A 21077-nucleotide genomic window follows, 5' to 3' on the forward strand; every position below is an offset into this window, starting at 1 on the left:
CGCTCGTCCGACGGCTCAGGGGACGAAGCACGCGGTGATGGCTTCGGTGTCGCCCAGTACCTCGGCGAAACCGTACGCGGCGTCGACATCCGTCAGCGTGCCGTCGCTCTCCGCGATCGCGCGCAGCGTCGAGTTGTCGAGCTCGGACTCGACGAGAAGGTCCGAGAGGCACGTGATCTGCGGCTCGGTGTAGCCCTCCGTGCCTTCGGCGGCCAGGATCGCGGTCAGTCCGACCGCCACCTCGGCCGAGGTGGGACGCGTGCCGTCGTCGGCGCTGTCCGTCCCGTCGGTCTCGCCCGGCTCGGTGGCTTCGATCGACGGCGAGGAGCTGGGCAGGTTGTTCATCTCTTCACTCGCGTTCTGGGCGATAGCGAAGAAGAAGACGAAGAACATCACGGCGCTGATGATGCCGCCGACCACGGAGAGGATCAGGCCGGCGATCCCCGGCCACTTCTTCCCCTTCAGGAAGAGCGAGATGAGGGAGACGATGAAGCCCGCGCCGAGGAGGATGAAGCCGATGAAGCCGATCAGCGGGATGAACGCCAGGATCGTGCCGACGGCCGACAGTCCGAGTCCGACGAGTCCGAGCACCGACAGCTTCTTCGGAGCTTCCGGCTCGGTCTGCACGTACGGGGCAGCTGCGGGATAGCCGGACGGTGCGCCCGCGCCGGGGTATGCCGGAGCCGCGCCCGGGTAGCTCGACACGGGCTGTTCCGGCGTGGCCGTCGGGGAGTAGTCGGGCGCTGCCGGAGCCGCGTAGGCGGCCACGTCGTCGCCGAGCGGTGTGGTCGCGGCGGTCGGCGCCTCGGCGGAGGTGCGGATCACGGTGTCATCGGTGGACGGTGCCTCCGGTGCGTCATAAGAGGGCTCCTCGTCGACGGCGGGAGCGTCGGTCACCGGTGTCTCGATTCCGGTCGACGCCTCGGCGGCATCCGGTGCCACCGGTGTCGACTCCGCATCGGCTGCGGCGGTCGCGTCCGGAGCGAAGTGCTCCGTCCACTGCTCACCGTCCCACCACCGCTGGCGTCCGCTGCCGTCGTCGTACCAACCTGCAGGTGTCGTGCTCATGGGTCCCCCTCGAAGACGATTCGGCCGCTCCATGGTGCGACCGCACCCTTATGTATAGCAGTGGCCGGTGACTTCGCAGGGAGTTCCTGATGGGGAGCAATCCCCATGCTCTCCGGATGCGGACGCGCCGGTGCGGGGTGTCGCTCGCGGTCAGCAGGAGGGGCGCGCTTAGGCTCGAACCGTCATGATTCGGTTCGAGAACGTCACGAAACGCTACCGCGGGACGTCGAAGCCCGCCCTCTCCGGTGTCGACTTCGAAGTGCAACGCGGGGAGTTCGTCTTCCTCGTCGGCGCCTCGGGCTCCGGCAAGTCCTCCTGTCTTCGTCTGATCCTGCGCGAAGACGTACCGACGGCAGGCCGCGTCGCCGTGCTCGGCCGGGATCTCCGTTCGCTCGCCAACCGCAAGGTGCCCTACTTCCGGCGCCACATCGGTTCGGTGTTCCAGGACTTCCGCCTCCTGCCGTCGAAGACGGTCTACCAGAACGTCGCCTTCACCCTGCAGGTGACCGGCTCTTCGCGCGGATTCATCCAGCAGGCAGTGCCCGAGGCGCTCGCGCTCGTGGGACTCGACGGCAAGCAGAAGCGCATGCCGCATGAGCTGTCCGGCGGCGAGCAGCAGCGCGTCGCGATCGCTCGTGCCCTCGTCAATCGTCCGCAGGTGCTGCTCGCCGACGAGCCCACAGGCAACCTCGACCCTGCGACCTCCGTCGACATCATGCAGCTTCTCGCGCGCATCAACGCCGGCGGCACGACCGTGCTGATGGCTACGCATGAGGCCGGCTTCGTTGACCAGATGCAGCGCCGGGTGATCGAGCTGCGCGACGGCGAGATTGTGCGTGACGAGGTTCACGGCGGATACGGCGACACCTCCAACATCCCGCGCCTCGTGCCGGAGAAGGTGCGCGGTGCTGCCGCCGCAGCGGCGTTGACGGCGGTGCAGGAGGTCCAGCGTCAGACAGCGGACCTCTCCTCGGTCCGCGCTGCCTTGGCCGAGGAGCTCAGCTCCCAGCGGAAGGCCGCCGCAGACGAGCGCGCCTCGGATGCTCCGGCAGGTGCTCCGCAGAAGGCCGAACCCCCGCGCACGGTCGAGCCACCGGAGCCGAGCGCCGTCCCGGCGACCGGCGCCATCGCCGCTGTCGTGGAGCCGCCGACCGTCGTGGAACCACCGGCCGTCGTCGAGCCGCCGACCGTGACGGAGCCGCCGGCGGTCGTCCGACCTCGCACGCACCCGATCACCCTGCCCACCGTCGATGTCGCCGAGCTCGGAGTCGCAGATCGCCTCGGGCTCTCCGACGAAGACGACGAGGAAGTGGGCCCGACCTCATGAGAATCGGACTCATCCTGACCGAGGCCCTGGGCGGTCTCCGACGGAACATCTCGATGGTCATCTCGGTGATCCTCGTCACCTTCGTCTCGCTCACCTTCGTCGGCGCGGCGATCCTGATGCAGTCGCAGATCGGCGTCATGCGGGGTTACTGGGCCGAGCGTGCCCAGGTCGCCGTGTACATGTGCTCCGCGGTCTCGGAATCCGACACCTGCATCGACGGAGCCGCGAGCGAGGAGCAGGTGGCCGCGGTCCGGGCGCAGCTCGAAGGCGACGCGCTGGCACCGCTCATCAGCTCGCTGACCTTCGATACCAAAGAGGACACGTACGCCAAGCTCGTCGAGCAGCTCGGCGAGGACCAGGCGAGTGTGCTCACGCCCGACCAGGCATTCGAGGTCTTCTTCGTGACGATGAAAGACCCGGGGCAGTCGCAGGTGCTCGCCGAGGCATTCAGCGGCCAGGCCGGAGTGGAGCAGGTCAAGGATCAGCTCCAATACCTCGAACCGCTGTTCTCCGCTTTGACCGTCGCGACGTATATCGCCGTCGGCATAGCGGTGCTCATGCTGATAGCGGCGACCCTGCTGATCGGGACGACGATCCGGTTGTCGGCGTATGCGCGTCGCAAGGAGATCGGCATCATGCGCCTGGTCGGCGCTTCGAACCGGTTCATCCAGACACCGTTCGTGCTCGAAGGCGTGTTCGCGGCGTTCCTCGGCTCGGCGCTGGCCAGTGCCGCGGTCGTCGCCGGCATGCATTTCGGGGTGAACGGCTACCTGCGAGGCCGCGTCCCGTTCATCACGACCTGGGTGACGATGCAGGACGCGATGCTCGTCGTCCCGGTGCTGATCGGCATCGGCGTCGTCCTGGCCGCGTTGTCCGCCGGCTTCGCGATCAGGCGTTGGCTCCGTACCTGATATCCTGAAAGGCTGCTCGGTCGGAACGATCGATCGAGCTCATCACGGCAACAGGAGAGCATCATGCCCAGGGAACGCGGAGAGAAGGTCGTCGCGACCAATCGTCGCGCACGTCACGACTACACGATCGAGAAGTCGTACGAGGCGGGGATGGTGCTCACCGGCACCGAGGTCAAGTCACTGCGTCAGGGGCGCGCCAACCTCAGCGACGGTTACGCGTTCGTGAAGGGCAACGAGGTCTTCCTCGATTCGGTGCACATCCCGGAGTACTCCCAGGGGCATTGGACCAATCACTCGGCGAAGCGGATCCGCAAGCTGCTGCTGCATCGCGAGGAGATCGCCAAGATCGCGCATGCCGTCTCGGCGGGTGGATACACCCTGATCCCGCTGAAACTGTACTTCTCCGATGGGCGGGCGAAGGTCGAGATCGCCCTCGCCAAGGGAAAGCGCGAGTACGACAAGCGGCAGACCCTGCGCGAACGTCAGGACACCCGCGAGGCGGATCGTGCCATGCGCCTGCGCAATCGCGTGGGCGAGTAGCGACCGGTCGTCACAGCGTCGGCTCGAAGCCGAACACGCGGCCGAGGAAGATCAGTTCACGCTCGAGCGCGTCGATGATCGTGTCGGCACTGCGGAACCCGTGCCCCTCAGCGGGGTAGAGGACATACTCGTGGTCGACGCCTCGGGCGGCCAGCGCGTCTCTGATCGCCTCGGACTGCGAGGGCGGGACCACTCGATCTTCTCCGCCCTGCAGCAGCAGCACGGGGACTCCGATGCGATCCGCGTGGGTGAGTGGTGATCGTTCGACGTAGATGTGCTCGTACTCGGGGAGAGGCCCCACGAGACCGTCGATGTACGACGCCTCGAAGTCGTGCGTCTCGGCGACCAGCATCCGCAGATCGGCCACGCCGTAGCGGCTGATCCCCGCGGCGAAGGCCCCGCCGCGCACGAGCGCGGACAGCACCGTCCAGCCGCCCGCGGATCCACCGCGGATGGCGATGCGGGACGGGTCGGCGAGGCCGGCATCCGCGAGGCCCTGTGCGGCGGCGATCACGTCATCGACGTCCACGACGCCCCATCGGCGGTCCAGGCGTTCGCGGTAGGCGCGTCCGTAGCCGGTGGAGCCGCCGTAGTTGACGTCGAGCACGCCGATTCCCCTGCTCGTGTAGAACGCGTTGGCGGCGGAAGCCGCGCCGGTGACGTGCGCGGTCGGTCCGCCGTGCACCAGCACCACGTACGGGGGGAGCTCGTCGGCGGGGGCTGTCGCGTCGGGGTTCGCCGGGGGGTAGGCGAAGGCGTGCACGACTCCGTGCCTTCCGTCGACCTCGATCGGCACAGCGCGCGGCATCCATTCGGCATCGACGGGCTCACCTCCGCGCACGGCGACGGTCGCGCCGGAGTCCACATCGATGCACCACAGGCCGGCGGTCACGCCGGAGCCACTGCCGGAGAGCAGCACGCGCGACCCGTCCACATCGTCGATGCTCACATGGCCGTCGGCTGGGATATCGATCGGGCGTGCGGCACCGTCCGGTGAGATCAGGACGACCTCGTCGCGCCCGTTCGTGCGGACGGCGACGATCCGTCCGTCGGCGAGGGGTCGATACCAGCGGTTGCCGAGCACCCACAGCCCGTAGCCGGTGTCGGCATCGGTCGGGCTGAGCGCGCGCGGTGCGCCGACCGGCGAGACTCCGTCGAGCTCGATGCGATGCAGGCCCCAGCGGTCGTCCGGATCATCGGCGAACATCAGCTCCGTCTCGCTGAGCCACTCGGGCTGCAACGCCGCTCGAGCGGGGATCTCGTGCACGTCGCTGCCGTCGCTCTGCGCGATCTGCAGCTGCGAGGCCTCCCAGGGCATCCGTCCGCGGTTCCAGGTGATCCAGGCGACGCGGCCGCCGTCGGGCGAGAGTGCGGGGTGAGCGAAGAAGCCGTCGCCCTCGACGATGACTCGAATTCCGGACGCGTCCTCCGCGGCGGAGCCGTCGATCGGGATCTCGACGATCGCGCGGGTATGCGGCGCGGCCGACAGATCTTCGCGCACGGCGAGCAGACGGCCGTCTTGCACGCGGAGGCCTCCGTGCGATGGCCCCGCCGGTGTCAGCGGGACGGGCTCGGCACCGGCGACCAGTCGATGGACACGCTGATCGCCGGCATCGACGAAGTACAGGATGCCCGTGGAATCGGCGGTCCATGCCCCGCCGCCGTACTCGTGTACACGAGAGCGAGCACTCCAGGGCGCCGGGAGCATCTCGGCTCCCGAGGAGCTTCGCACCGTGACCCGCCCCTTCTCGGCGGGCACGGATTCTCCCCACCAGATCTCGGAGCCGACGAAGCGCGCCCCGTCGATGCGCGGGGACGATGCCGCGACGGAGGCTGCGGAGAACGGAGAGGGCCAGGAACCGTGAGGCGACGACATGCTCCGAGCCTATGGTCTGAACTCAGACGGCGCGCAGCACCGCCACGACCTTACCGAGCACCACGGACTCGTCGCCGAGGATGGGTTCGAAGGAGGAGTTTCGGGGGAGGAGCCAGGTGTGGCCGTCGCGACGGCGCAGCACCTTGACCGTGGCCTCGCCGTCGAGCATCGCGGCCACGATCTCGCCGTTCTCCGCATTGTTCTGCGAGCGCACCACGACCCAGTCGCCGTCGCAGATCGCGGCGTCGATCATCGACTCGCCCGAGACCTTGAGCATGAAGAGGTCTCCCTTGCCCACCAGTTGACGGGGGAGAGGGAAGATCTCCTCCACCTGCTGATCGGCGGTGATCGGCACGCCGGCGGCGATGCGACCGACCAGGGGCACGAGCGCCGCGTCGCCGACCGGAGTCGCCACGTCGGCGGGGTTCTCGCCGCTGGCGCCGGGGAGATCGATCAGGACCTCCATGGCACGTGTCTTGCCGGGGTCGCGTCGCAGGTAGCCGCTCAGTTCGAGTTGACCGAGTTGGTGGGTCACGCTCGACAGGGACTTCAGGCCGACGGCGTCTCCGATCTCCCGCATGCTCGGCGGGTAGCCGTGATGAGCGATGGAGTTCTGGATGACCTCGAGGATCGCCATCTGCTTGGGGCTCAGGCTCTTGCGGCGTCGCGTCCGCGGTGCCTCCGACTCGGGGGCCGAGTTCTCGCTCATGGTGCTCCTTAAGTGCGGTGTTCCGACGTCGCTCTTCGAATGTCGGAGGCCCGTGGTGTGGTGTTCTCATCGAAACCGTATCCGAGAAACGGCCCGATCTGGAAGATCTGTTCGAGCGTGTCGGCAGAATCGTGCATCCGGTTTCGAAGACAACTTGACAGATGTTCGAACTCGAAGATATCTTCGGTACGTAGCTTCGCATTCACGGCTCCCGGCCGAGGCGGGAATGCGAACGCTACGCCAACTTCCCCGGCAGCTTCACCGCTCCGGGACAGGCTAAGGAGCACCACATGAGCAGCATCGGCTTCAGCACCGCGGCAGTCATTCCGGCGTCGACCCGTCCTACGACGCGACTCCGTCTGACCACGCGCGGTCGCGCCGTGCTGCTGGGGTTCGCCTCCGTGCCGCTCGCGATCGGCATCGCCTTCGCCGCACTCAGCGGTGGCAGTGCGATCGCCTCGGGCGCAGACACGGCAGCCGTCAGCGTCGAGACCGTGACCGTCATGCCCGGTGACACTCTCTGGTCGATCGCCACCGGTGTCGCCCCCGGTGCCGACCCGCGCGACGTCATCGGTGAGATCAGCCGCATGAACCTGCTGCGTGGCGGTGAGCTCCAGATCGGCCAGACGCTCGCCATCCCGGCCCAGTACGTGGATTGATCCCGTCGCGCCCGAGCTGCGGCAACTTTGCGTCATCGACTCGGGGTGCCGCTTAACATGGGAAGGGTGACCCTCTCCCTCAACGATCTCCCGCTACGCGACGATCTTCGCGGACTGACTCCGTACGGCGCTCCTCAGGCACCGCTCCCGATCGCCCTCAACGTGAACGAGAACACGCATCCCATTCCGGACGCGGTGGCGAGCGACATCCTCGACGACATCGCGCTCGCGATCCGTGATGTGAACCGTTATCCCGACCGGGAGTTCACCACTCTTCGCGAGTCGTTCGCAGAGTATCTGGGTCACGGCCTCACCCCGGAGCAGATCTGGGCGGGCAACGGCTCGAACGAGGTGCTCCAGCACATCCTGCAGGCCTTCGGCGGCCCCGGGCGCACGGCCTTCGGTTTCGCTCCGACATACTCGATGTACCCGCTCATCGCACAGGGCACGGGCGCGCGGTGGATCCCCGGGACGAGGCAGCCCGACTACACGATCACACCGGAGGAGGCAGCGGAGCAGGTGCGCACCGCGGACCCCGACGTGATCATCCTGTGCACCCCGAACAATCCCACCGGCACCCCGCTCGGCCTGGACGTCGTCGAAGCCGTCTACGAGGCGGCGCGGGGCATCGTGATCGTCGACGAGGCCTACCAGGAGTTCGCACCGCACGACGCGCCTTCCGCGCTGACACTCCTCGAGGGGCGCCCGCGCCTGGCGGTCTCCCGCACGATGAGCAAGGCCTTCGCCTTCGCCGGTGCGCGGGTCGGGTATCTGGCGGCAGATCCGACGTTCATCGATGCGCTGCGTCTGGTGCGCCTGCCCTATCACCTGAGCACGCTCACGCAGGCTGCGGCCGTCGCCGCTCTGCGCAACTCCGACGTGATGCTCGGCATGGTCGAGGAGATCGTCGAACAGCGCGACCGCATCACCGCGACCCTCGAGGCGCTCGGATATACGCCGCACGAATCCTGGTCGAACTTCGTCCTCTTCGGCGGCATCGCCGATCCGCGTGCGACGTGGCAGCAGCTCTTCGACCGCGGCGTGCTGGTGCGTGATGTCGGCATCCCCGGTCACCTCAGGGTCAGCGCGGGCACCGAGGCCGAGACCACCGCGTTCCTCGATGCTCTGGCCTCGATAGGATCGGCATCATGAGCACCCCGTCATCGACCCCGCGCACCGCGAGCCGCGTGCGCAGCACGTCGGAGTCCACCGTCGAACTCGAGCTGAACCTCGACGGCACGGGGGCGAGCCGCATCGACACGTCGGTGCCGTTCTTCGACCACATGCTCACCGCTTTCGCGAAGCACTCGCTGACCGACCTGACCGTGCGCGCTTCGGGCGACACGGACATCGATGCGCACCACACCGTCGAAGACGTGTCGATCGTGCTCGGACAGGCGATCCTCGAGGCGCTGGGCGACAAGTCCGGCATCTCCCGCTACGGCGATGCGCTCGTGCCGCTCGATGAGGCGCTCGCGCAGGCGGTCGTCGACATCTCGGGTCGTCCGTACCTCGTGCACACCGGCGAGCCCGCCGGATTCGAGCACCACCTCATCGGTGGGCACTTCACCGGCTCGTTGGTGCGTCACTCTTTCGAGGCGATCACCTTCAACGCCGCGCTGACCGTCCACGTGCGTGTGCTGGGCGGCCGCGACCCGCACCACATCGCCGAGGCGGAGTACAAGGCTTTCGCCCGCGCGTTCCGCCAGGCCAAAGCACTCGATCCGCTGGTCGACGGGATCCCGTCCACCAAGGGCGCACTGTGAGCGCGATCCCCCGCGTCGCCGTCTTCGACTACGAGTCGGGCAACGTCCACTCGGCTGTCAAGGCGCTGGCCGCTGCCGGCGCGGATGCCGTGCTGACGCGCGACCGCAAGGCCGCCCTGGAGGCCGACGGTCTCCTGGTTCCGGGCGTCGGCGCGTTCCAGGCGGTCCGTGACGCGCTCCACGCACACGGCGGCGACGAGATCATCGACCGGCGTCTGGCCGGCGGACGACCGGTGCTCGGGATCTGCGTCGGCATGCAGGTGCTCTTCGAGCACGGGGTCGAGCGAGGGCACGACACCGCGGGTCTCGGCGAGTGGCCCGGAGCGGTCACCGAGCTCAACGCACCCGTGCTGCCGCACATGGGCTGGAACACCGTCGAGCCCGGCGCGGACAGCGTGCTCTTCCGGGGCCTGGAACATGAGCGTTTCTACTTCGTGCACTCCTACGCCGCCCAGTCCTGGGAGCTCGACGTCATCCCGCCGTTCCCCGAGCCCGTGCTGACCTGGACGACCTACGGCGACCCCTTCCTCGCCGCCGTCGAGAACGGTCCGCTCTCGGCAACCCAGTTCCACCCCGAGAAGTCGGGCGAAGCGGGCATCCAGCTCCTGCGCAACTGGGTCGGGAGTCTCTGACACCCATCGTGGACGTCATCCGTTTTGTCACCCGCTCTCCGGCGGACTACCCTCGGTTCTCGTGCCCGCTCCGGGCTGCAGACCTTCCCTAGCCAAGGACCCCATGAACGACTTCGCGCAGTCTCCCTCGCTCACGCTCCTTCCCGCGGTCGATGTCGCCGGTGGCAAGGCCGTCCGCCTCACCCAGGGCGAGGCCGGAACCGAGACGAGCTACGGCGACCCGCTCGACGCGGCAGGTGAGTGGGCCGCACAGGGCGCGAAGTGGATCCACCTCGTCGACCTCGACGCCGCTTTCGGCCGCGGGAGCAACGCGCCGATCCTGCGCAAGGTCATCAAGCAGTTCAAGGGCGTCAGCATCGAGCTCTCGGGCGGCATCCGCGACGACGCGACCCTCGAGGCGGCGCTCGAGAGCGGCGCCACCCGGATCAACCTCGGCACGGCTGCACTGGAGAACCCCGAGTGGGCCGCCGATGTGATCGGTCGTTACGGCGAAGCGATCGCGGTCGGCCTCGACGTGCGCGGCACCACGCTCGCCGCACGTGGTTGGACCAAGGAGGGCGGCGACCTCTGGGAGGTCCTCGAGCGTCTGGAAGACGCCGGATGCAGCCGCTACGTCGTCACGGACGTGACGAAGGACGGCACGCTTCGCGGCCCGAACCTCGAGCTCCTTCGCGAGGTGACCTCGCGCACACCGAAGCCGGTCGTCGCATCCGGGGGGATCTCCAACCTCGACGACATCGCCGCGCTCCGTGAACTCGTGCCGCTGGGCGTCGAGGGTGCGATCGTCGGCAAGGCCCTGTACGCCGGTGCGTTCACGCTGGCTGAGGCACTGGATGTCGCAGGAGACTGACGGCCACGCCTGCGGGCCCGAGTCGCACAACCACGGAGACTCGGCCGGTGTCCCCTGGGAGGGACGCAGCTTCGAGTCGAATCCGCACGCAGCGGACGACGGCTCGGCCGACCCGGCGCTGCTGGCCGCACTGCTGCGCTTCCGCGCCGGCGAAGGCAGTCAGGTGGAAGTCGTCGACGCTTTCCGCTCGGCTCGCGTGCTGATCCCTCTGATCGCCGAGAAGGGTGAGGAAGGCGTCGCGCCGAGCGGCCTCGCCGTCGACAAGACGCAGGAGCTGTCGATCGTCACGGTCGCGGCTCCCGACGGGCGGCGGGTGCAGCCGGTTTTCTCCTCCGTCGAGGCGATGCAGAAGTGGGATCCCACGGCACGCCCGATTCCCGTGGAGGCGCTCCGGGCGGCGCTGGCGGCCTCAGCCGAAGACACCGACCTGATCGTGCTCGACCCGACGGCCGACACGGAGTTCGTGATCCGGCGGCCGGCCGTCTGGGCGATCGCCCAGGAGCATGCCTGGGAGCCGAGCTTCCTCTCCACCGAGGTCTACACCGCGCTCCAGGAGAGTGTGGCCCACGAACTGGCCGTGATCGATGTGGCGGTGGCGTCCGGCGACCCCGACGCACGTCTGCGCGGCCCGGAGCTGATCGTGGTCCTGGAACTCGTCGACGGTCTGGAGCGCGAGGTGCTCGACGCCGTGCTCTCGCGTCTGGCTCAGCGCTGGGCGTCGGACGACCGCATCGCCGTCCTGGCGGACTCGCTCACGGTGAAGCTCCGCCGCAGCGTCTGAGCGCGCTTCGCTACGATCGGGGCATGTCCCGAGGTCTCCTGCGCGCCATCGCCGTCGTTGCTCTCCTCGGGGGCGCCGTCACCGGCAGCTCGGGCTGCGCGCTGGCTTGCCCCGCGATCGGATGGACGAACGCCGTCGCACTCGAGACCAGCGCCGTAGCGGGGGTGGTGGCGGTCCAGTTCTGCGTCGCGGGGGAGTGCTCACCGGCGCCGGGTACCGAGCCGACCTCATCGACCAACCTGTTCATGGTGACGCCTCAGGGTGACGGGACGTGGGTGCTCGGGTTCGACATGTCGACGCCCGACGGCGTCGACATCCGCCTGTTCGACGCCCAGAACACGCTCATCCACGAGTCCGAGGAATCGATCTCGTGGACGCACTCGGATGCACCGTGCGGCGGCCCCTCGACCGCGGATCCGATCGTCCTCGAATCCTGAACTAGTTGACCGGCCCGGTCCACTTCTCGCCCGGACCCTTGCCGATGGGGTCGGGGATCGTCGATGCCTCGCGGAACGCGAGCTGCAGGGAGCGGAGCCCGTCGCGGAGCGAGCGTGCGTGCATGTCGCTGATCTCGGGGGCGCCGGCGGTGATGAGCCCGGCGAGGGCGTTGATGAGCTTGCGAGCCTCGTCGAGGTCGAGCTGTGCCGCCGCGTCGGGGTCGTCGGCGAGGCCGAGCTTGACGGCGCCGGCGCTCATGAGGTGCACGGCCGCCGTGGTGATCACCTCGACCGCGGGTACGTCGGCGATGTCTCGAGTGGCCGACGACGCAGCCTCCTCCTGACGTGCCCAGCGCTCTTCGCGCTCGCGTGCAGCCTCGTCCGGTGCCTGGTTCGTCACTTCGCCTTGCTTTCTGTTAGACTTTGGCGGGCTCCGGAGCGTCATGCTCCGGATCGAAAGAGGATTCACTTCCCACCCGCGCTTGCCGTTCAAGGCTACCGGGTCTTGCACTCCACCGGCTCCGTTCGCAAGACGGACCCGGCAGGCAGGGTGCGGAGCCGGCGTCTGAATGCCGGTGGGTGGGGACGATTCCGATTTCGCCCGTGATGCAGACAGCGTCGCGGTGGCCGAATCACATCGTCTAAGGAGTTCCGCATCAGCGATCCCCGTACCAATGAGCGCATCCGCGTCCCCGAGGTCCGCCTCGTCGGCCCCGCGGGTGAGCAGATCGGCGTCGTCCGCATCGAGGCAGCGCTGCGCCTCGCGCAGGAAGCCGATCTCGACCTCGTCGAGGTCGCCCCCAACTCGAAGCCGCCCGTCGTCAAGATCATGGACTACGGCAAGTTCAAGTACGAGGCCGCCCAGAAGGAAAAGGAAGCGCGCCGCAACCAGGCGAACACGATCCTCAAGGAAGTCCGCTTCCGTCTGAAGATCGAGGCTCATGACTACACGACCAAACTGAAGCGCGCCGAGGGCTTCCTCAAGGCCGGCGACAAGGTCAAGGCCATGATCCTGTTCCGCGGTCGTGAGCAGTCGCGTCCCGAGCAGGGTGTGCGTCTGCTGCGCAAGTTCGCCGAAGACGTGGCCGAGCTCGGAACGGTCGAGTCGAACCCGACCATCGACGGTCGCAACATGGTCATGATCGTGGCTCCGCTGAAGAGCAAGTCCGAGGCCAAGCAGGAGCAGAACGCGGTTCGCGACGCACAGCGCGCGGCGAACAAGCAGGCATCCCGCGACGCCAAGAGCGATGCCGACGCACCGGCAGAAGCTGCCGCGGAGTAGATCCGCCCCAGAACTCCCGCACCGCGGGTTGACACCGTCGCCTGAGAAGGCGCCATACGAAGGAAGAGAAGATGCCGAAGCAGAAGACCCACTCGGGTGCTAAGAAGCGCTTCAAGATCACCGGCAGCGGCAAGCTGAAGAAGCAGCAGGCCGGGATGCGCCACAACCTCGAGCACAAGTCGAGCCGTCGCACCCGTCGTCTGAACCAGGACCAGGTGCTCTCGAAGGCTGACACCAAGGTCGCGAAGAAGCTTCTCGGCCGCTGACGCGCGCCCGAACGCACGAATAGGAACACAGGAAAATGGCAAGAGTCAAGCGGGCAGTAAACGCCCACAAGAAGCGCCGGGTCATCCTCGAGCGCGCAAAGGGTTACCGCGGTCAGCGTTCGCGCCTCTACCGCAAGGCCAAAGAGCAGGTCATCCACTCGCTGGTCTACTCGTACCGTGACCGTCGCAAGCGCAAGGGTGACTTCCGTCGCCTCTGGATCCAGCGCATCAACGCTGCGGCTCGCCAGAACGGCATCACGTACAACCGCTTCATCCAGGGCCTCGGCCTCGCGGGTGTCACCGTCGACCGTCGCATGCTTGCCGACCTCGCGGTCAACGACGCTGCCACGTTCACGACGCTGGTCGAGACGGCGAAGAAGGCTCTGCCCTCCGACGTCAACGCACCGAAGTCGGCTGCGTAAGCATCTCGCTTCAAACGGGCGCCTCCCTTCGGGGAGGCGCCCGTTTCGCGTATCCGGCGTCCGCGGTGACCCTAGACTGTGAACGTGCTGGAGAACCCCCGTTCGCCCCGAGTCCGTGCTGTCGCGAAGCTGACCAAGCGCAGCGCGCGAACCGAGACGGGCCTGTTCCTTCTGGAAGGTCCGCAGTCGGTGCGTGAAGCGCTCACGTATCGCCCGGAGGCGATCGTCGAGCTGTTCGCGACGCCGAGCGGGTGGGAGAAGCACCCGGACATCCGTGCCAAGGCCGCCGACGCAGACATCGAAGTCGAGTACGTCACCGAGTACGTATTGAACGCGATGGCCGACACGGTCACTCCGCAGGGATTGGTCGCCGTCGTCCAGCAGACACCGACCTCGGTGCGCGACATCTTCGATGCCTCGCCTCGTCTCGTGGCGATCTGCGAAGAGGTGCGCGACCCCGGGAACCTGGGCACGATCATCCGCGCGGCCGATGCGGCGGGCGCGGATGCCGTCGTGCTGACCGGCCGGACCGTCGATCCGTACAACCCGAAGGTCGTGCGCGCCACGACCGGGTCGCTGTTCCACCTCCCGGTCTCGGTCGGGGGAGACCTCGCCGACGTCGTGAAGCGCGCGCACGCCGCGGGTCTGCGCATCCTCGCCGCCGACGTGAAGGGCGCCGATCTGCTGGAAGCCCGCGCGGACGGAGTGCTCGCCGAGCCGACCGGATGGCTGTTCGGAAACGAGGCGCGGGGTCTGGAAGACGATGCTCTCGCCTTGGCCGACCAGGTGCTGCGGCTGCCGATCTTCGGCAAGGCCGAATCCCTCAATCTGGCGACCGCTGCGAGCGTCTGCCTGTACGAGAGCGCCTTCGCACAGCGGGCGACCTCTGTCGGCTGACGTCCGGCCGACGAAGGAAGCGGGTCACAGGGTCGATGAGGATTCTGATCGTCGAAGACGACGACCGTGTCGCTGGGGCGCTCGAAGCGTTCCTCGCGCGGTCGGGCTACGCGACCGTGCGCGCCTCCGATGGGGCGTCGGCGCTGGCTCTCCTCGGCGCTGACACCGAGGTCGTGCTCCTCGATCTGGGACTCCCCGACATGGACGGCGTCGACCTGTGCCGCCGCATCCGCGGACGCTCCGAGGTTCCGATCATGATCGTGACCGCGCGCAACCAGGTCGCCGAGCGCATCAAGGGACTGCGTGCCGGCGCCGACGACTTCGTGGTGAAGCCCTATGACGTGCATGAGCTTCTGGCCAGGATCGAGGCCGTGACCCGGCGTTCGCGGCCGATGCGCCCGGAGTCCGACGCGCGAGTGCTGCTGCTCGAAGGCTCTCTGGAGATCGATCTCGTCGCGAGACAGGTGCTGGTCGATGGAGCGCCGATCGAGCTCACCCGCAAGGAGTTTGACATCATCGCGGTGCTCGCACGCTATCCGGGGGTGGCGGTCCCGAAGGAGCGCCTCATCCGCGAGGTGTGGAACACGGACTGGCGGGGGTTCGGGCATTCCCTCGAGGTGCACGTCGGGGCGATCAGGAAGAAGACCCGATCCCGCGGTGTGATCGAGACCGTCCGCGGCGTCGGCTACCGTCTCGTGGGGTCCTGAGCCGTGCGTCGACGTCTGGTGATCGTCTTCCTCGTCCCGCTCGTGGCGATCCTGGTCGCTCTGGGCGGTGCGGCCGGATGGAGTGCGGCCCGGAGCGTCCAGCAGTCGTTCTACACGCAGCAGCTCGGCGACCTCGGCTACTTCATCACCAGCGCGCGTCAAGCGCTTCGATCGGGCAGCGCGGCGGTGATCGATGCCGAGGTCGTCCGTTTCGAGGAGGTGTACGGCATCGAGGTGACGGTCTTCGATCTCGGCGGTGCCCCCTGGGCGGCGGGGGAGCATGGCTCGACCGTGCTCGCGGAGGAGGACGCGGAACGGGTGCGGCTGGCGCTGTCCGGGCGACGCGCCGAGCAGCCGGCGGCCGTTTTCCCCTGGACGGTGGCGGATGCCGCGCTGGCGGAGCCGGTCTTCGACGACGGCGACGTGATCGGGGCCGTGCTGGTCGCCGGAGATGTCGACGCCCCCCGGGCCGCGATCGTGCAGCAGCTTCTGATCATCTCCGCCATCGCGCTGGTGCTGATCGCGCTGGGCGTGCTGCTCGTCTTCCGGCTCGCCCGATGGGTGCTGTCCCCGGTGAGGCGGTTGGACGAGGCGATGGTGGCCATCGAGCGGGGCGAGATGGACGCGCGTGTCCCCGAGGATGCCGGGCCACCGGAGCTCCGCCGCATGGCGCAGGTGTTCAACGGCATGGCCGACGAGATCGAGCGCGTCATGACGCGACAGCAGGAGTTCGCGCTGAACGCCTCCCACGAGTTGCGCAACCCCCTCAATGCGCTGCTCCTGCGCGTGGAGCACCTCGCGACCGGGCTCGGGCGGGAGTGGCGCGACGACGTGGAGGAGACGAGGGAGGAGGGGCGTCGGATGACGCGGATCCTCGAGACACTGCTCGGCCTCGCACGCGGCGGGCGCGTGGACACCACGATCTCCGCCGTCGACCTCGCGACTCTGTCCGCCCGCCGTCTCGAGGCCTGGCGCGACGTCGCCGGGCAGCGGGGGATCGCCCTGCGTTCGGCGGGGGACCCGTCGGTGATGAGCGTGACCGACCGGACGGTCGTGGAGAGCGCGCTGGACGCCGTGATCGACAACGCCGTGAAGTTCTCGCCGGACGGCGCGTGGATCGGCATCGGAGCGCATCGCGAGGGAGACGTCTGTCGGATCACGGTCCGCGATCATGGTCCGGGGCTCTCCGCCGAGCAGGCGGCGGCGGCGACGGACAGGTTCTGGCGGAGCGCCGAGAGCGCGGACACGCCGGGCTCCGGACTCGGACTCGCGATCGCGAGCGACCTGCTGGCGACGGTCGGCGGCGAGGTGGCGGTGGCAGCGGCCGACGGCGGTGGACTCGAGGTCGTGCTGCTGCTCCCCGACAGGACGACCCCATGATGGCCGTTGGGCGGCGGGCGGTCGCCGGAATCCTCTCGGTCCTGCTGCTCGGGGCGCTCACCGCATGCAGCCAGCGCGGGAGCGAGTGGACCGACGCCGAGTACGCGATCGCGGCGGGCGGCCCCACGGGGGTCTACTACGACTACGGGAGCCATCTCGCCGAGGCGCTCTCTGCAGACCTGGACATCAGGATCGTCGGGCAGGAGACGGCCGGGTCCGTGGACAACCTGCTGCGCGTGGACTCCGGTGAGGCGCTGCTGGGCTTCGCGCAGGGCGATGCGGCAGCCGATGCCGTGGCGGGAACCGGTGCCTTCGACGCGCCCCTCCAGGTGCGGGCTCTGGCGCGTCTCTACGACGAGTACGTGCAGGTCGTCGTGCGCGGAGACTCCGACATATCGAGTCTCCCGGAGCTGGAGGGGCGCACCGTGTCGCTCGGTGCGGAGAACTCCGGGGTGCACGTGATCGCCTCACGTGTCCTGGACACCGCCGGCGTCGGCATCGGGTCCGTCCGCGATCCCCAGCTCGACCTCGGGGAGTCGATCGCCGCGATGGAGCGCGGCGAGATCGACGGGTTCTTCTGGGTGGGTGGGCTGCCGACACCGGGAATCGCGGCGCTCTCGCAGACCACGTCCGTGCGCCTGCTCCCGATCGAGCAGGATTGGGTGAACGAGGTGAACGACCGCTACTCGGATGCCTATCGGCCCGCCGATGTGCCCGCCGGCACCTACGGCATCGCGGCCTCGGCGCCGACCATGGCCGTGCCGAACTACCTCGTCACGAGTTCCTCGACCCCGGACGGCGTCGCGCGCGACATCCTGACCGGACTGTTCGATGCCCGCTTGCGGATCGCGGGGGAGGTCCCGACCGCCGCGCTGCTGGATCGTCGATCGGCGATCTTCACCGGCCCGGTTCCGTTGCATCCGGGCGCGGTCGAGTACTACCGGGACCTGCGCGGCTGACTGCTCAAGAAATCCTCAAGAAGTCTGACACCGGGCCCCCGGCTCTGCCAGTGTGAGGTCGATCGCGCGCGATCGGATCCTGCAGCTCCGCTGTCGCTGGGGGGCGAGGCCGCAGGACGATCCCGCGGCCCGTGGGGGCGGGCCGTGGGGTACCCGTGCAAAGCAGCATTGGTACCGCGATCAGGTGATTACGAACGTGTAAATCTCACCGAGGCGCCTGGAGACCCGCGTCCGACGTGGCTAGTTTGGAGAAATGATGACCTCTGATACACCCCTCGTCGTGGTCGAGAACGTCCAGAAGCACTACGGAGATTTCCAAGCTCTCGCCGACATCGACCTCACGGTCAACTCGGGAGAGGTCGTCGTCGTGATCGGCCCGTCCGGGTCCGGCAAGTCGACCCTGTGTCGCACGATCAACCGACTCGAGACGATCACCAGCGGCACGATCCGCATCGACGGCAAGGAGCTCCCCGCCGAGGGCAAGGGCCTCGCACACCTCCGTGCGGACGTCGGCATGGTGTTCCAGTCGTTCAACCTGTTCGCCCACCTGACGATCCTCGAGAACGTGACCCTGGGACCGATGAAGGTCCGGGGCCTCAAGAAGGCGGATGCCGAGAAAGAGGCGATGATCCTGCTCGAGCGCGTCGGCGTCGCACAGCAGGCATCCAAGCTTCCCGCGCAGCTCTCCGGCGGCCAGCAGCAGCGTGTGGCGATCGCTCGGGCGCTCGCGATGCAGCCCAAGGTGATGCTCTTCGACGAGCCGACCAGCGCGCTCGACCCCGAGATGATCAACGAGGTCCTCGACGTGATGGTCGAGCTGGCTCACGAGGGAATGACCATGATCGTCGTCACGCACGAGATGGGCTTCGCTCGGAAGGCGGCCGACCGTGTCGTCTTCATGGCCGACGGGCGGATCGTGGAGGAGGCGACTCCGGAGGAGTTCTTCACGCACCCGAAGAGCGACCGTGCCAAGGACTTCCTCTCGAAGCTCCTCACGCACTGACGCCCGACCACACAGACCCTGCACACACAGCACACGAAGGAGACGCACATGCGACGCACACGGACACTGGCAGGCATCGGAATCGCAGCGGTGGCACTGCTCGCGCTCACGGCCTGCAACAGCGGCACGCCGTCGAGCTCGGGAGCCCCGGAAGACGGCGGCGAGGAGGAGACCTCCGGCACGCCGTGGACGGTCCTCGAGGATGTCAGCATCGACGGGAGCCCGACCTTCGATCGGATCTCGTCCTCCGGCACGATCAAGGTCGGCGTGAAGGAAGACCAGCCCGGTCTTGGCTACCTCGACCCGGTGACCGGCGACCGCACCGGTTTCGACGTCGACATCGCCCGCTGGATGGCGGCATCGCTCGGCGTCGACCCGGAGACGATCGAGTTCACGGCGATCGCCTCGGCGAACCGCGAGCAGGCGATCGTGAACGGCGACATCGACTACTACGTCGGCACCTACTCGATCACCGACAAGCGCAAGGAGCAGATCTCCTTCGCCGGTCCGTACTTCCTGACCGGACAGGGCCTCCTGGTCGGAGCCGACAGCGACATCGCGAGCGTCGACGACCTGAGCGACTCGACCACGGTGTGCTCGGCGACCGGCTCGACGCCGATCCAGAACATCAAGGAGAACTACCCCGACGTCCCGACCAAGGAGTACGACACGTACTCGAAGTGCGTCGAGGACCTCAAGAACGGGCAGGTCGACGCCGTCACCACCGACGAGGCGATCCTCATCGGTTACGCGGCGCAGGACCCGGAGAAGCTGAAGGTCGTCGGCGAGCCGTTCAGCGAGGAGCGCTACGGCATCGGACTCGCCAAGGGCGATGACGCGCTGGCCGAGTACTTCAACACCCAGCTGACCGACGGTGGCGACATCTGGCAGCAGATCTTCGACAACAACCTCGGTGCCTCCGGCGTCAAGGCGACGCAGCCTGAGGTCGACCCGATCGGTTGATCGCATGGGGGTGGCCGACACCATCGGCCGCCCCCATCCGTCAGCAGGGCCATCGCGAGAACACGAATCGACAGGAGCAGCCGTGGGAGTCATCAGCGACCACCTCGATCTCTGGGGTGAAGCACTGTGGGGAACGATCGTGCTGTTCCTGGGCGGCGGCCTCATCGCCCTGGTGCTGGGACTGATCGTGGGAGCGGCACGGGTGTCCCCGGTGCCGATCGCCCGCGCAGTCGGGGGCATCTACGTGAACTGGATCCGTAACACCCCGCTCACCCTCGTGATGTTCTTCTTCGCGTTCTGCCTGCCGATCCTTCTCGGCGAGCGGGTCAACTCCCTGCTGCTCGCAGTCATCGCACTCGGGCTCTACACCGCGACCTACGTCGCCGAGGCTCTGCGCGCCGGCATCAACACGGTGCCGGTCGGGCAGGCCGAGGCGGCGCGAGCGATCGGTCTCAACTTCGGTCAGGTCATGCGCTACGTCGTCCTGCCGCAGGCCACGCGCTCGGTGGTCCCGCCGATGATGAGCGTCCTCATCGCCCTCATGAAGAACACCACGGTGGCGGCCGGCTTCTCGGTCGTCAACCTCGGCACCATCCGCGCGGCACTCAGCGAGCGCGGCGAGAACGCGCTCGTCGTCCTGCTGTGGGTCATGGTCATCTTCGTGGTCCTGGTGCTGCTGCTCGCCTGGGTGCAGCGAACGCTAGAGAACAAGTGGAGGATCGCGCGATGAGTTCCGTCCTGTTCGACGTCCCCGGCCCCCGTGCCATCGCCCGCAACCGCCTCATCGGAGTCGCGACGGTGCTCGTCGTCCTCGCCGTGCTCGGCTGGGTCGTGTGGCGGCTGTTCGCCACCGGGCAGTTCACCGCCGAGAAGTGGAACATCTTCACGTTCTCCGCCGTCTGGGTCCGTTTCGGTGAAGGACTGCTGGCCACGCTGGCGGCCTTCGGTGCCGCCGGAGTCGGCTCGATCATCCTCGGCTTCGTCCTCGGCATCGGTCGTCTCTCGGAGCATGCCTGGGTGCGTGAGCCGGTCCGCTGGATCATCGAGGTGCTGCGGGCCGTGCCCGTCCTCGTGCTGATGATGCTGCTGTACTACGGCCTGCCCGTGCTCGGCGTGAAGATGCCGCCCTACTGGGCGGTCGTGATCGCGCTCATCGTCTACAACGGGTCGGTGCTCGCCGAGGTGCTGCGGGCCGGCATCGAGTCGCTGCCCCGCGGACAGTCCGAGGCGGGATACGCGATCGGACTGCGCAAGACCGGGGTGATGTACTTCATCCTGATCCCGCAGGCCGTGCGGGCCATGATGCCCGTGATCATCGCGCAGCTCGTCGTCGCGCTGAAGGACACGGCGCTCGGGTTCATCATCACGTACCAGGAACTCCTCTACGTGATCAACCAGATCGGCAACCAGGCGCCCTACGGCTCCCCGTTGATCCCCGCCGCGATCATCGGCGGATCGATGTACGTCGCCGTGTGTCTCCTGCTCTCCTACGTCGCCTACCGCCTGCAGCGTCGCGCCAAGCGCTCGCCGAAGGCCGGACCCGCAGTGCCCGATCCCCGTCAGCACGGCGGCGAGACGAACACCTCGCTCATCGTGCTGCAGGGGGACGGGGCCGAGCCGACGCGCTGATCAGCGAAAGGGA

The 21077-nt window shown here is 68.0% G+C and carries 25 protein-coding genes; 21 read left to right on the forward strand and 4 right to left on the reverse strand.

What is annotated here, in order from left to right; all coding sequences use genetic code 11:
* Window positions 1–15: 15 nt before the first annotated feature.
* On the reverse strand, window positions 16–1068 hold the full coding sequence (locus tag GZ67_RS0113590) for a DUF2510 domain-containing protein (RefSeq protein ID WP_029262500.1): 1053 nt from the start codon (window positions 1066–1068) through the stop codon (window positions 16–18).
* Between the two features lie 184 nt (window positions 1069–1252).
* Between GZ67_RS0113590 and ftsE the strand changes: the two genes are divergently transcribed.
* The 3 genes from ftsE (at window position 1253) to smpB (ending at window position 3846) form a co-directional block, all read left to right on the forward strand.
* Window positions 1253–2395 (forward strand): cell division ATP-binding protein FtsE, encoded by a 1143-nt coding sequence (ftsE, locus tag GZ67_RS0113595; protein ID WP_029262499.1) that lies wholly within the window; start codon window positions 1253–1255, stop codon window positions 2393–2395.
* Window positions 2392–3306, forward strand: a complete 915-nt coding sequence (gene ftsX / locus GZ67_RS0113600) for a permease-like cell division protein FtsX (RefSeq protein WP_029262498.1) — start codon at window positions 2392–2394, stop codon at window positions 3304–3306. The genes ftsE and ftsX overlap by 4 nt, the downstream gene beginning before the upstream one ends.
* Window positions 3307–3369: 63 nt before the next feature.
* Window positions 3370–3846, forward strand: a complete 477-nt coding sequence (gene smpB / locus GZ67_RS0113605) for an SsrA-binding protein SmpB (RefSeq protein WP_021199784.1) — start codon at window positions 3370–3372, stop codon at window positions 3844–3846.
* Between the two features lie 10 nt (window positions 3847–3856).
* On the opposite strand, the gene GZ67_RS0113610 is transcribed toward smpB, so the two are convergent.
* Together GZ67_RS0113610 and lexA are read right to left on the reverse strand one after the other, a co-directional pair.
* A complete protein-coding gene (locus GZ67_RS0113610; RefSeq protein ID WP_029262497.1) occupies window positions 3857–5722 on the reverse strand; it encodes a dipeptidyl-peptidase 5 in 1866 nt (621 codons plus the stop codon).
* 22 nt (window positions 5723–5744) lie between these two features.
* Window positions 5745–6431: a transcriptional repressor LexA gene (lexA, locus tag GZ67_RS0113615; protein ID WP_029262496.1), complete on the reverse strand. Its 687-nt coding sequence runs from the start codon at window positions 6429–6431 to the stop codon at window positions 5745–5747.
* A 290-nt stretch (window positions 6432–6721) separates the two neighbouring features.
* On the opposite strand from lexA, the gene GZ67_RS0113625 reads away from it, so the two are divergent.
* The 7 genes from GZ67_RS0113625 (at window position 6722) to GZ67_RS0113655 (ending at window position 11556) form a co-directional block, all read left to right on the forward strand.
* The gene (locus GZ67_RS0113625) at window positions 6722–7090 is read left to right on the forward strand and encodes a LysM peptidoglycan-binding domain-containing protein (RefSeq protein WP_029262495.1); all 369 of its coding nucleotides are present in this window, start codon (window positions 6722–6724) and stop codon (window positions 7088–7090) included.
* A 66-nt stretch (window positions 7091–7156) separates the two neighbouring features.
* Window positions 7157–8242 (forward strand): histidinol-phosphate transaminase, encoded by a 1086-nt coding sequence (locus GZ67_RS0113630; RefSeq protein WP_036303599.1) that lies wholly within the window; start codon window positions 7157–7159, stop codon window positions 8240–8242.
* Complete coding sequence (hisB, locus tag GZ67_RS0113635; protein WP_029262493.1) at window positions 8239–8856, forward strand: imidazoleglycerol-phosphate dehydratase HisB; 618 nt, start codon at window positions 8239–8241, stop codon at window positions 8854–8856. Before GZ67_RS0113630 ends, hisB begins: the two co-directional genes overlap by 4 nt.
* Complete coding sequence (gene hisH, locus GZ67_RS0113640) at window positions 8853–9488, forward strand: imidazole glycerol phosphate synthase subunit HisH (RefSeq protein ID WP_029262492.1); 636 nt, start codon at window positions 8853–8855, stop codon at window positions 9486–9488. The genes hisB and hisH overlap by 4 nt, the downstream gene beginning before the upstream one ends.
* Before the next feature lie 103 nt (window positions 9489–9591).
* Window positions 9592–10338, forward strand: a complete 747-nt coding sequence (priA, locus tag GZ67_RS0113645; protein WP_029262491.1) for a bifunctional 1-(5-phosphoribosyl)-5-((5-phosphoribosylamino)methylideneamino)imidazole-4-carboxamide isomerase/phosphoribosylanthranilate isomerase PriA — start codon at window positions 9592–9594, stop codon at window positions 10336–10338.
* Complete coding sequence (locus GZ67_RS0113650; RefSeq protein ID WP_029262490.1) at window positions 10322–11119, forward strand: SseB family protein; 798 nt, start codon at window positions 10322–10324, stop codon at window positions 11117–11119. The genes priA and GZ67_RS0113650 overlap by 17 nt, the downstream gene beginning before the upstream one ends.
* A 23-nt stretch (window positions 11120–11142) precedes the next feature.
* Window positions 11143–11556: a hypothetical protein gene (locus GZ67_RS0113655; RefSeq protein ID WP_029262489.1), complete on the forward strand. Its 414-nt coding sequence runs from the start codon at window positions 11143–11145 to the stop codon at window positions 11554–11556.
* 1 nt (window position 11557) lies between these two features.
* On the opposite strand, the gene GZ67_RS0113660 is transcribed toward GZ67_RS0113655, so the two are convergent.
* On the reverse strand, window positions 11558–11956 hold the full coding sequence (locus GZ67_RS0113660; protein WP_029262488.1) for a DUF1844 domain-containing protein: 399 nt from the start codon (window positions 11954–11956) through the stop codon (window positions 11558–11560).
* 231 nt (window positions 11957–12187) lie between these two features.
* Between GZ67_RS0113660 and infC the strand changes: the two genes are divergently transcribed.
* The 11 genes from infC (at window position 12188) to GZ67_RS0113715 (ending at window position 21064) form a co-directional block, all read left to right on the forward strand.
* A complete protein-coding gene (infC, locus tag GZ67_RS0113665) occupies window positions 12188–12838 on the forward strand; it encodes a translation initiation factor IF-3 (protein ID WP_081860006.1) in 651 nt (216 codons plus the stop codon).
* Window positions 12839–12909: 71 nt separating this feature from the next.
* On the forward strand, window positions 12910–13104 hold the full coding sequence (gene rpmI, locus GZ67_RS0113670) for a 50S ribosomal protein L35 (protein WP_017828564.1): 195 nt from the start codon (window positions 12910–12912) through the stop codon (window positions 13102–13104).
* A gap of 35 nt (window positions 13105–13139) precedes the next feature.
* A complete protein-coding gene (gene rplT / locus GZ67_RS0113675; protein WP_029262486.1) occupies window positions 13140–13526 on the forward strand; it encodes a 50S ribosomal protein L20 in 387 nt (128 codons plus the stop codon).
* An 84-nt stretch (window positions 13527–13610) separates the two neighbouring features.
* The gene (locus tag GZ67_RS0113680; protein WP_029262485.1) at window positions 13611–14423 is read left to right on the forward strand and encodes a TrmH family RNA methyltransferase; all 813 of its coding nucleotides are present in this window, start codon (window positions 13611–13613) and stop codon (window positions 14421–14423) included.
* A 35-nt stretch (window positions 14424–14458) separates the two neighbouring features.
* Window positions 14459–15130, forward strand: coding sequence for a response regulator transcription factor (locus tag GZ67_RS0113685; RefSeq protein ID WP_029262484.1), 672 nt, complete (start codon window positions 14459–14461; stop codon window positions 15128–15130).
* A gap of 3 nt (window positions 15131–15133) precedes the next feature.
* The gene (locus GZ67_RS0113690) at window positions 15134–16510 is read left to right on the forward strand and encodes a sensor histidine kinase (protein WP_029262483.1); all 1377 of its coding nucleotides are present in this window, start codon (window positions 15134–15136) and stop codon (window positions 16508–16510) included.
* Entirely contained in the window at window positions 16507–17469 is a 963-nt protein-coding gene (locus tag GZ67_RS0113695) for a TAXI family TRAP transporter solute-binding subunit (protein ID WP_029262482.1), read from the forward strand. Before GZ67_RS0113690 ends, GZ67_RS0113695 begins: the two co-directional genes overlap by 4 nt.
* A gap of 253 nt (window positions 17470–17722) precedes the next feature.
* A complete protein-coding gene (locus tag GZ67_RS0113700; RefSeq protein ID WP_372466466.1) occupies window positions 17723–18472 on the forward strand; it encodes an amino acid ABC transporter ATP-binding protein in 750 nt (249 codons plus the stop codon).
* A gap of 48 nt (window positions 18473–18520) precedes the next feature.
* Window positions 18521–19435, forward strand: coding sequence for a glutamate ABC transporter substrate-binding protein (locus tag GZ67_RS0113705; RefSeq protein WP_029262480.1), 915 nt, complete (start codon window positions 18521–18523; stop codon window positions 19433–19435).
* An 82-nt stretch (window positions 19436–19517) separates the two neighbouring features.
* Window positions 19518–20165 carry an amino acid ABC transporter permease gene (locus GZ67_RS0113710; protein WP_029262479.1) on the forward strand — a complete coding sequence of 216 codons (648 nt, stop codon included), beginning with the start codon at window positions 19518–19520 and terminating at the stop codon, window positions 20163–20165.
* Entirely contained in the window at window positions 20162–21064 is a 903-nt protein-coding gene (locus GZ67_RS0113715) for an amino acid ABC transporter permease (RefSeq protein WP_029262478.1), read from the forward strand. The genes GZ67_RS0113710 and GZ67_RS0113715 overlap by 4 nt, the downstream gene beginning before the upstream one ends.
* Window positions 21065–21077: the final 13 nt, after the last annotated feature.

This window comes from Microbacterium sp. Cr-K20 (assembly GCF_000708325.1).
GTDB lineage: Bacteria > Actinomycetota > Actinomycetes > Actinomycetales > Microbacteriaceae > Microbacterium.

Coding starts and splice junctions, on each gene's coding strand:
- GZ67_RS0113590 (WP_029262500.1), bottom strand. CDS start 1,068: ATGAGCACGACACCTGCAGGTTGGTACGACGACGGCAGCGGACGCCAG.
- ftsE (WP_029262499.1), top strand. CDS start 1,253: ATGATTCGGTTCGAGAACGTCACGAAACGCTACCGCGGGACGTCGAAG.
- ftsX (WP_029262498.1), top strand. CDS start 2,392: ATGAGAATCGGACTCATCCTGACCGAGGCCCTGGGCGGTCTCCGACGG.
- smpB (WP_021199784.1), top strand. CDS start 3,370: ATGCCCAGGGAACGCGGAGAGAAGGTCGTCGCGACCAATCGTCGCGCA.
- GZ67_RS0113610 (WP_029262497.1), bottom strand. CDS start 5,722: ATGTCGTCGCCTCACGGTTCCTGGCCCTCTCCGTTCTCCGCAGCCTCC.
- lexA (WP_029262496.1), bottom strand. CDS start 6,431: ATGAGCGAGAACTCGGCCCCCGAGTCGGAGGCACCGCGGACGCGACGC.
- GZ67_RS0113625 (WP_029262495.1), top strand. CDS start 6,722: ATGAGCAGCATCGGCTTCAGCACCGCGGCAGTCATTCCGGCGTCGACC.
- hisB (WP_029262493.1), top strand. CDS start 8,239: ATGAGCACCCCGTCATCGACCCCGCGCACCGCGAGCCGCGTGCGCAGC.
- priA (WP_029262491.1), top strand. CDS start 9,592: ATGAACGACTTCGCGCAGTCTCCCTCGCTCACGCTCCTTCCCGCGGTC.
- GZ67_RS0113650 (WP_029262490.1), top strand. CDS start 10,322: ATGTCGCAGGAGACTGACGGCCACGCCTGCGGGCCCGAGTCGCACAAC.
- GZ67_RS0113655 (WP_029262489.1), top strand. CDS start 11,143: ATGTCCCGAGGTCTCCTGCGCGCCATCGCCGTCGTTGCTCTCCTCGGG.
- rpmI (WP_017828564.1), top strand. CDS start 12,910: ATGCCGAAGCAGAAGACCCACTCGGGTGCTAAGAAGCGCTTCAAGATC.
- rplT (WP_029262486.1), top strand. CDS start 13,140: ATGGCAAGAGTCAAGCGGGCAGTAAACGCCCACAAGAAGCGCCGGGTC.
- GZ67_RS0113685 (WP_029262484.1), top strand. CDS start 14,459: ATGAGGATTCTGATCGTCGAAGACGACGACCGTGTCGCTGGGGCGCTC.
- GZ67_RS0113695 (WP_029262482.1), top strand. CDS start 16,507: ATGATGGCCGTTGGGCGGCGGGCGGTCGCCGGAATCCTCTCGGTCCTG.
- GZ67_RS0113700 (WP_372466466.1), top strand. CDS start 17,723: ATGATGACCTCTGATACACCCCTCGTCGTGGTCGAGAACGTCCAGAAG.
- GZ67_RS0113705 (WP_029262480.1), top strand. CDS start 18,521: ATGCGACGCACACGGACACTGGCAGGCATCGGAATCGCAGCGGTGGCA.
- GZ67_RS0113715 (WP_029262478.1), top strand. CDS start 20,162: ATGAGTTCCGTCCTGTTCGACGTCCCCGGCCCCCGTGCCATCGCCCGC.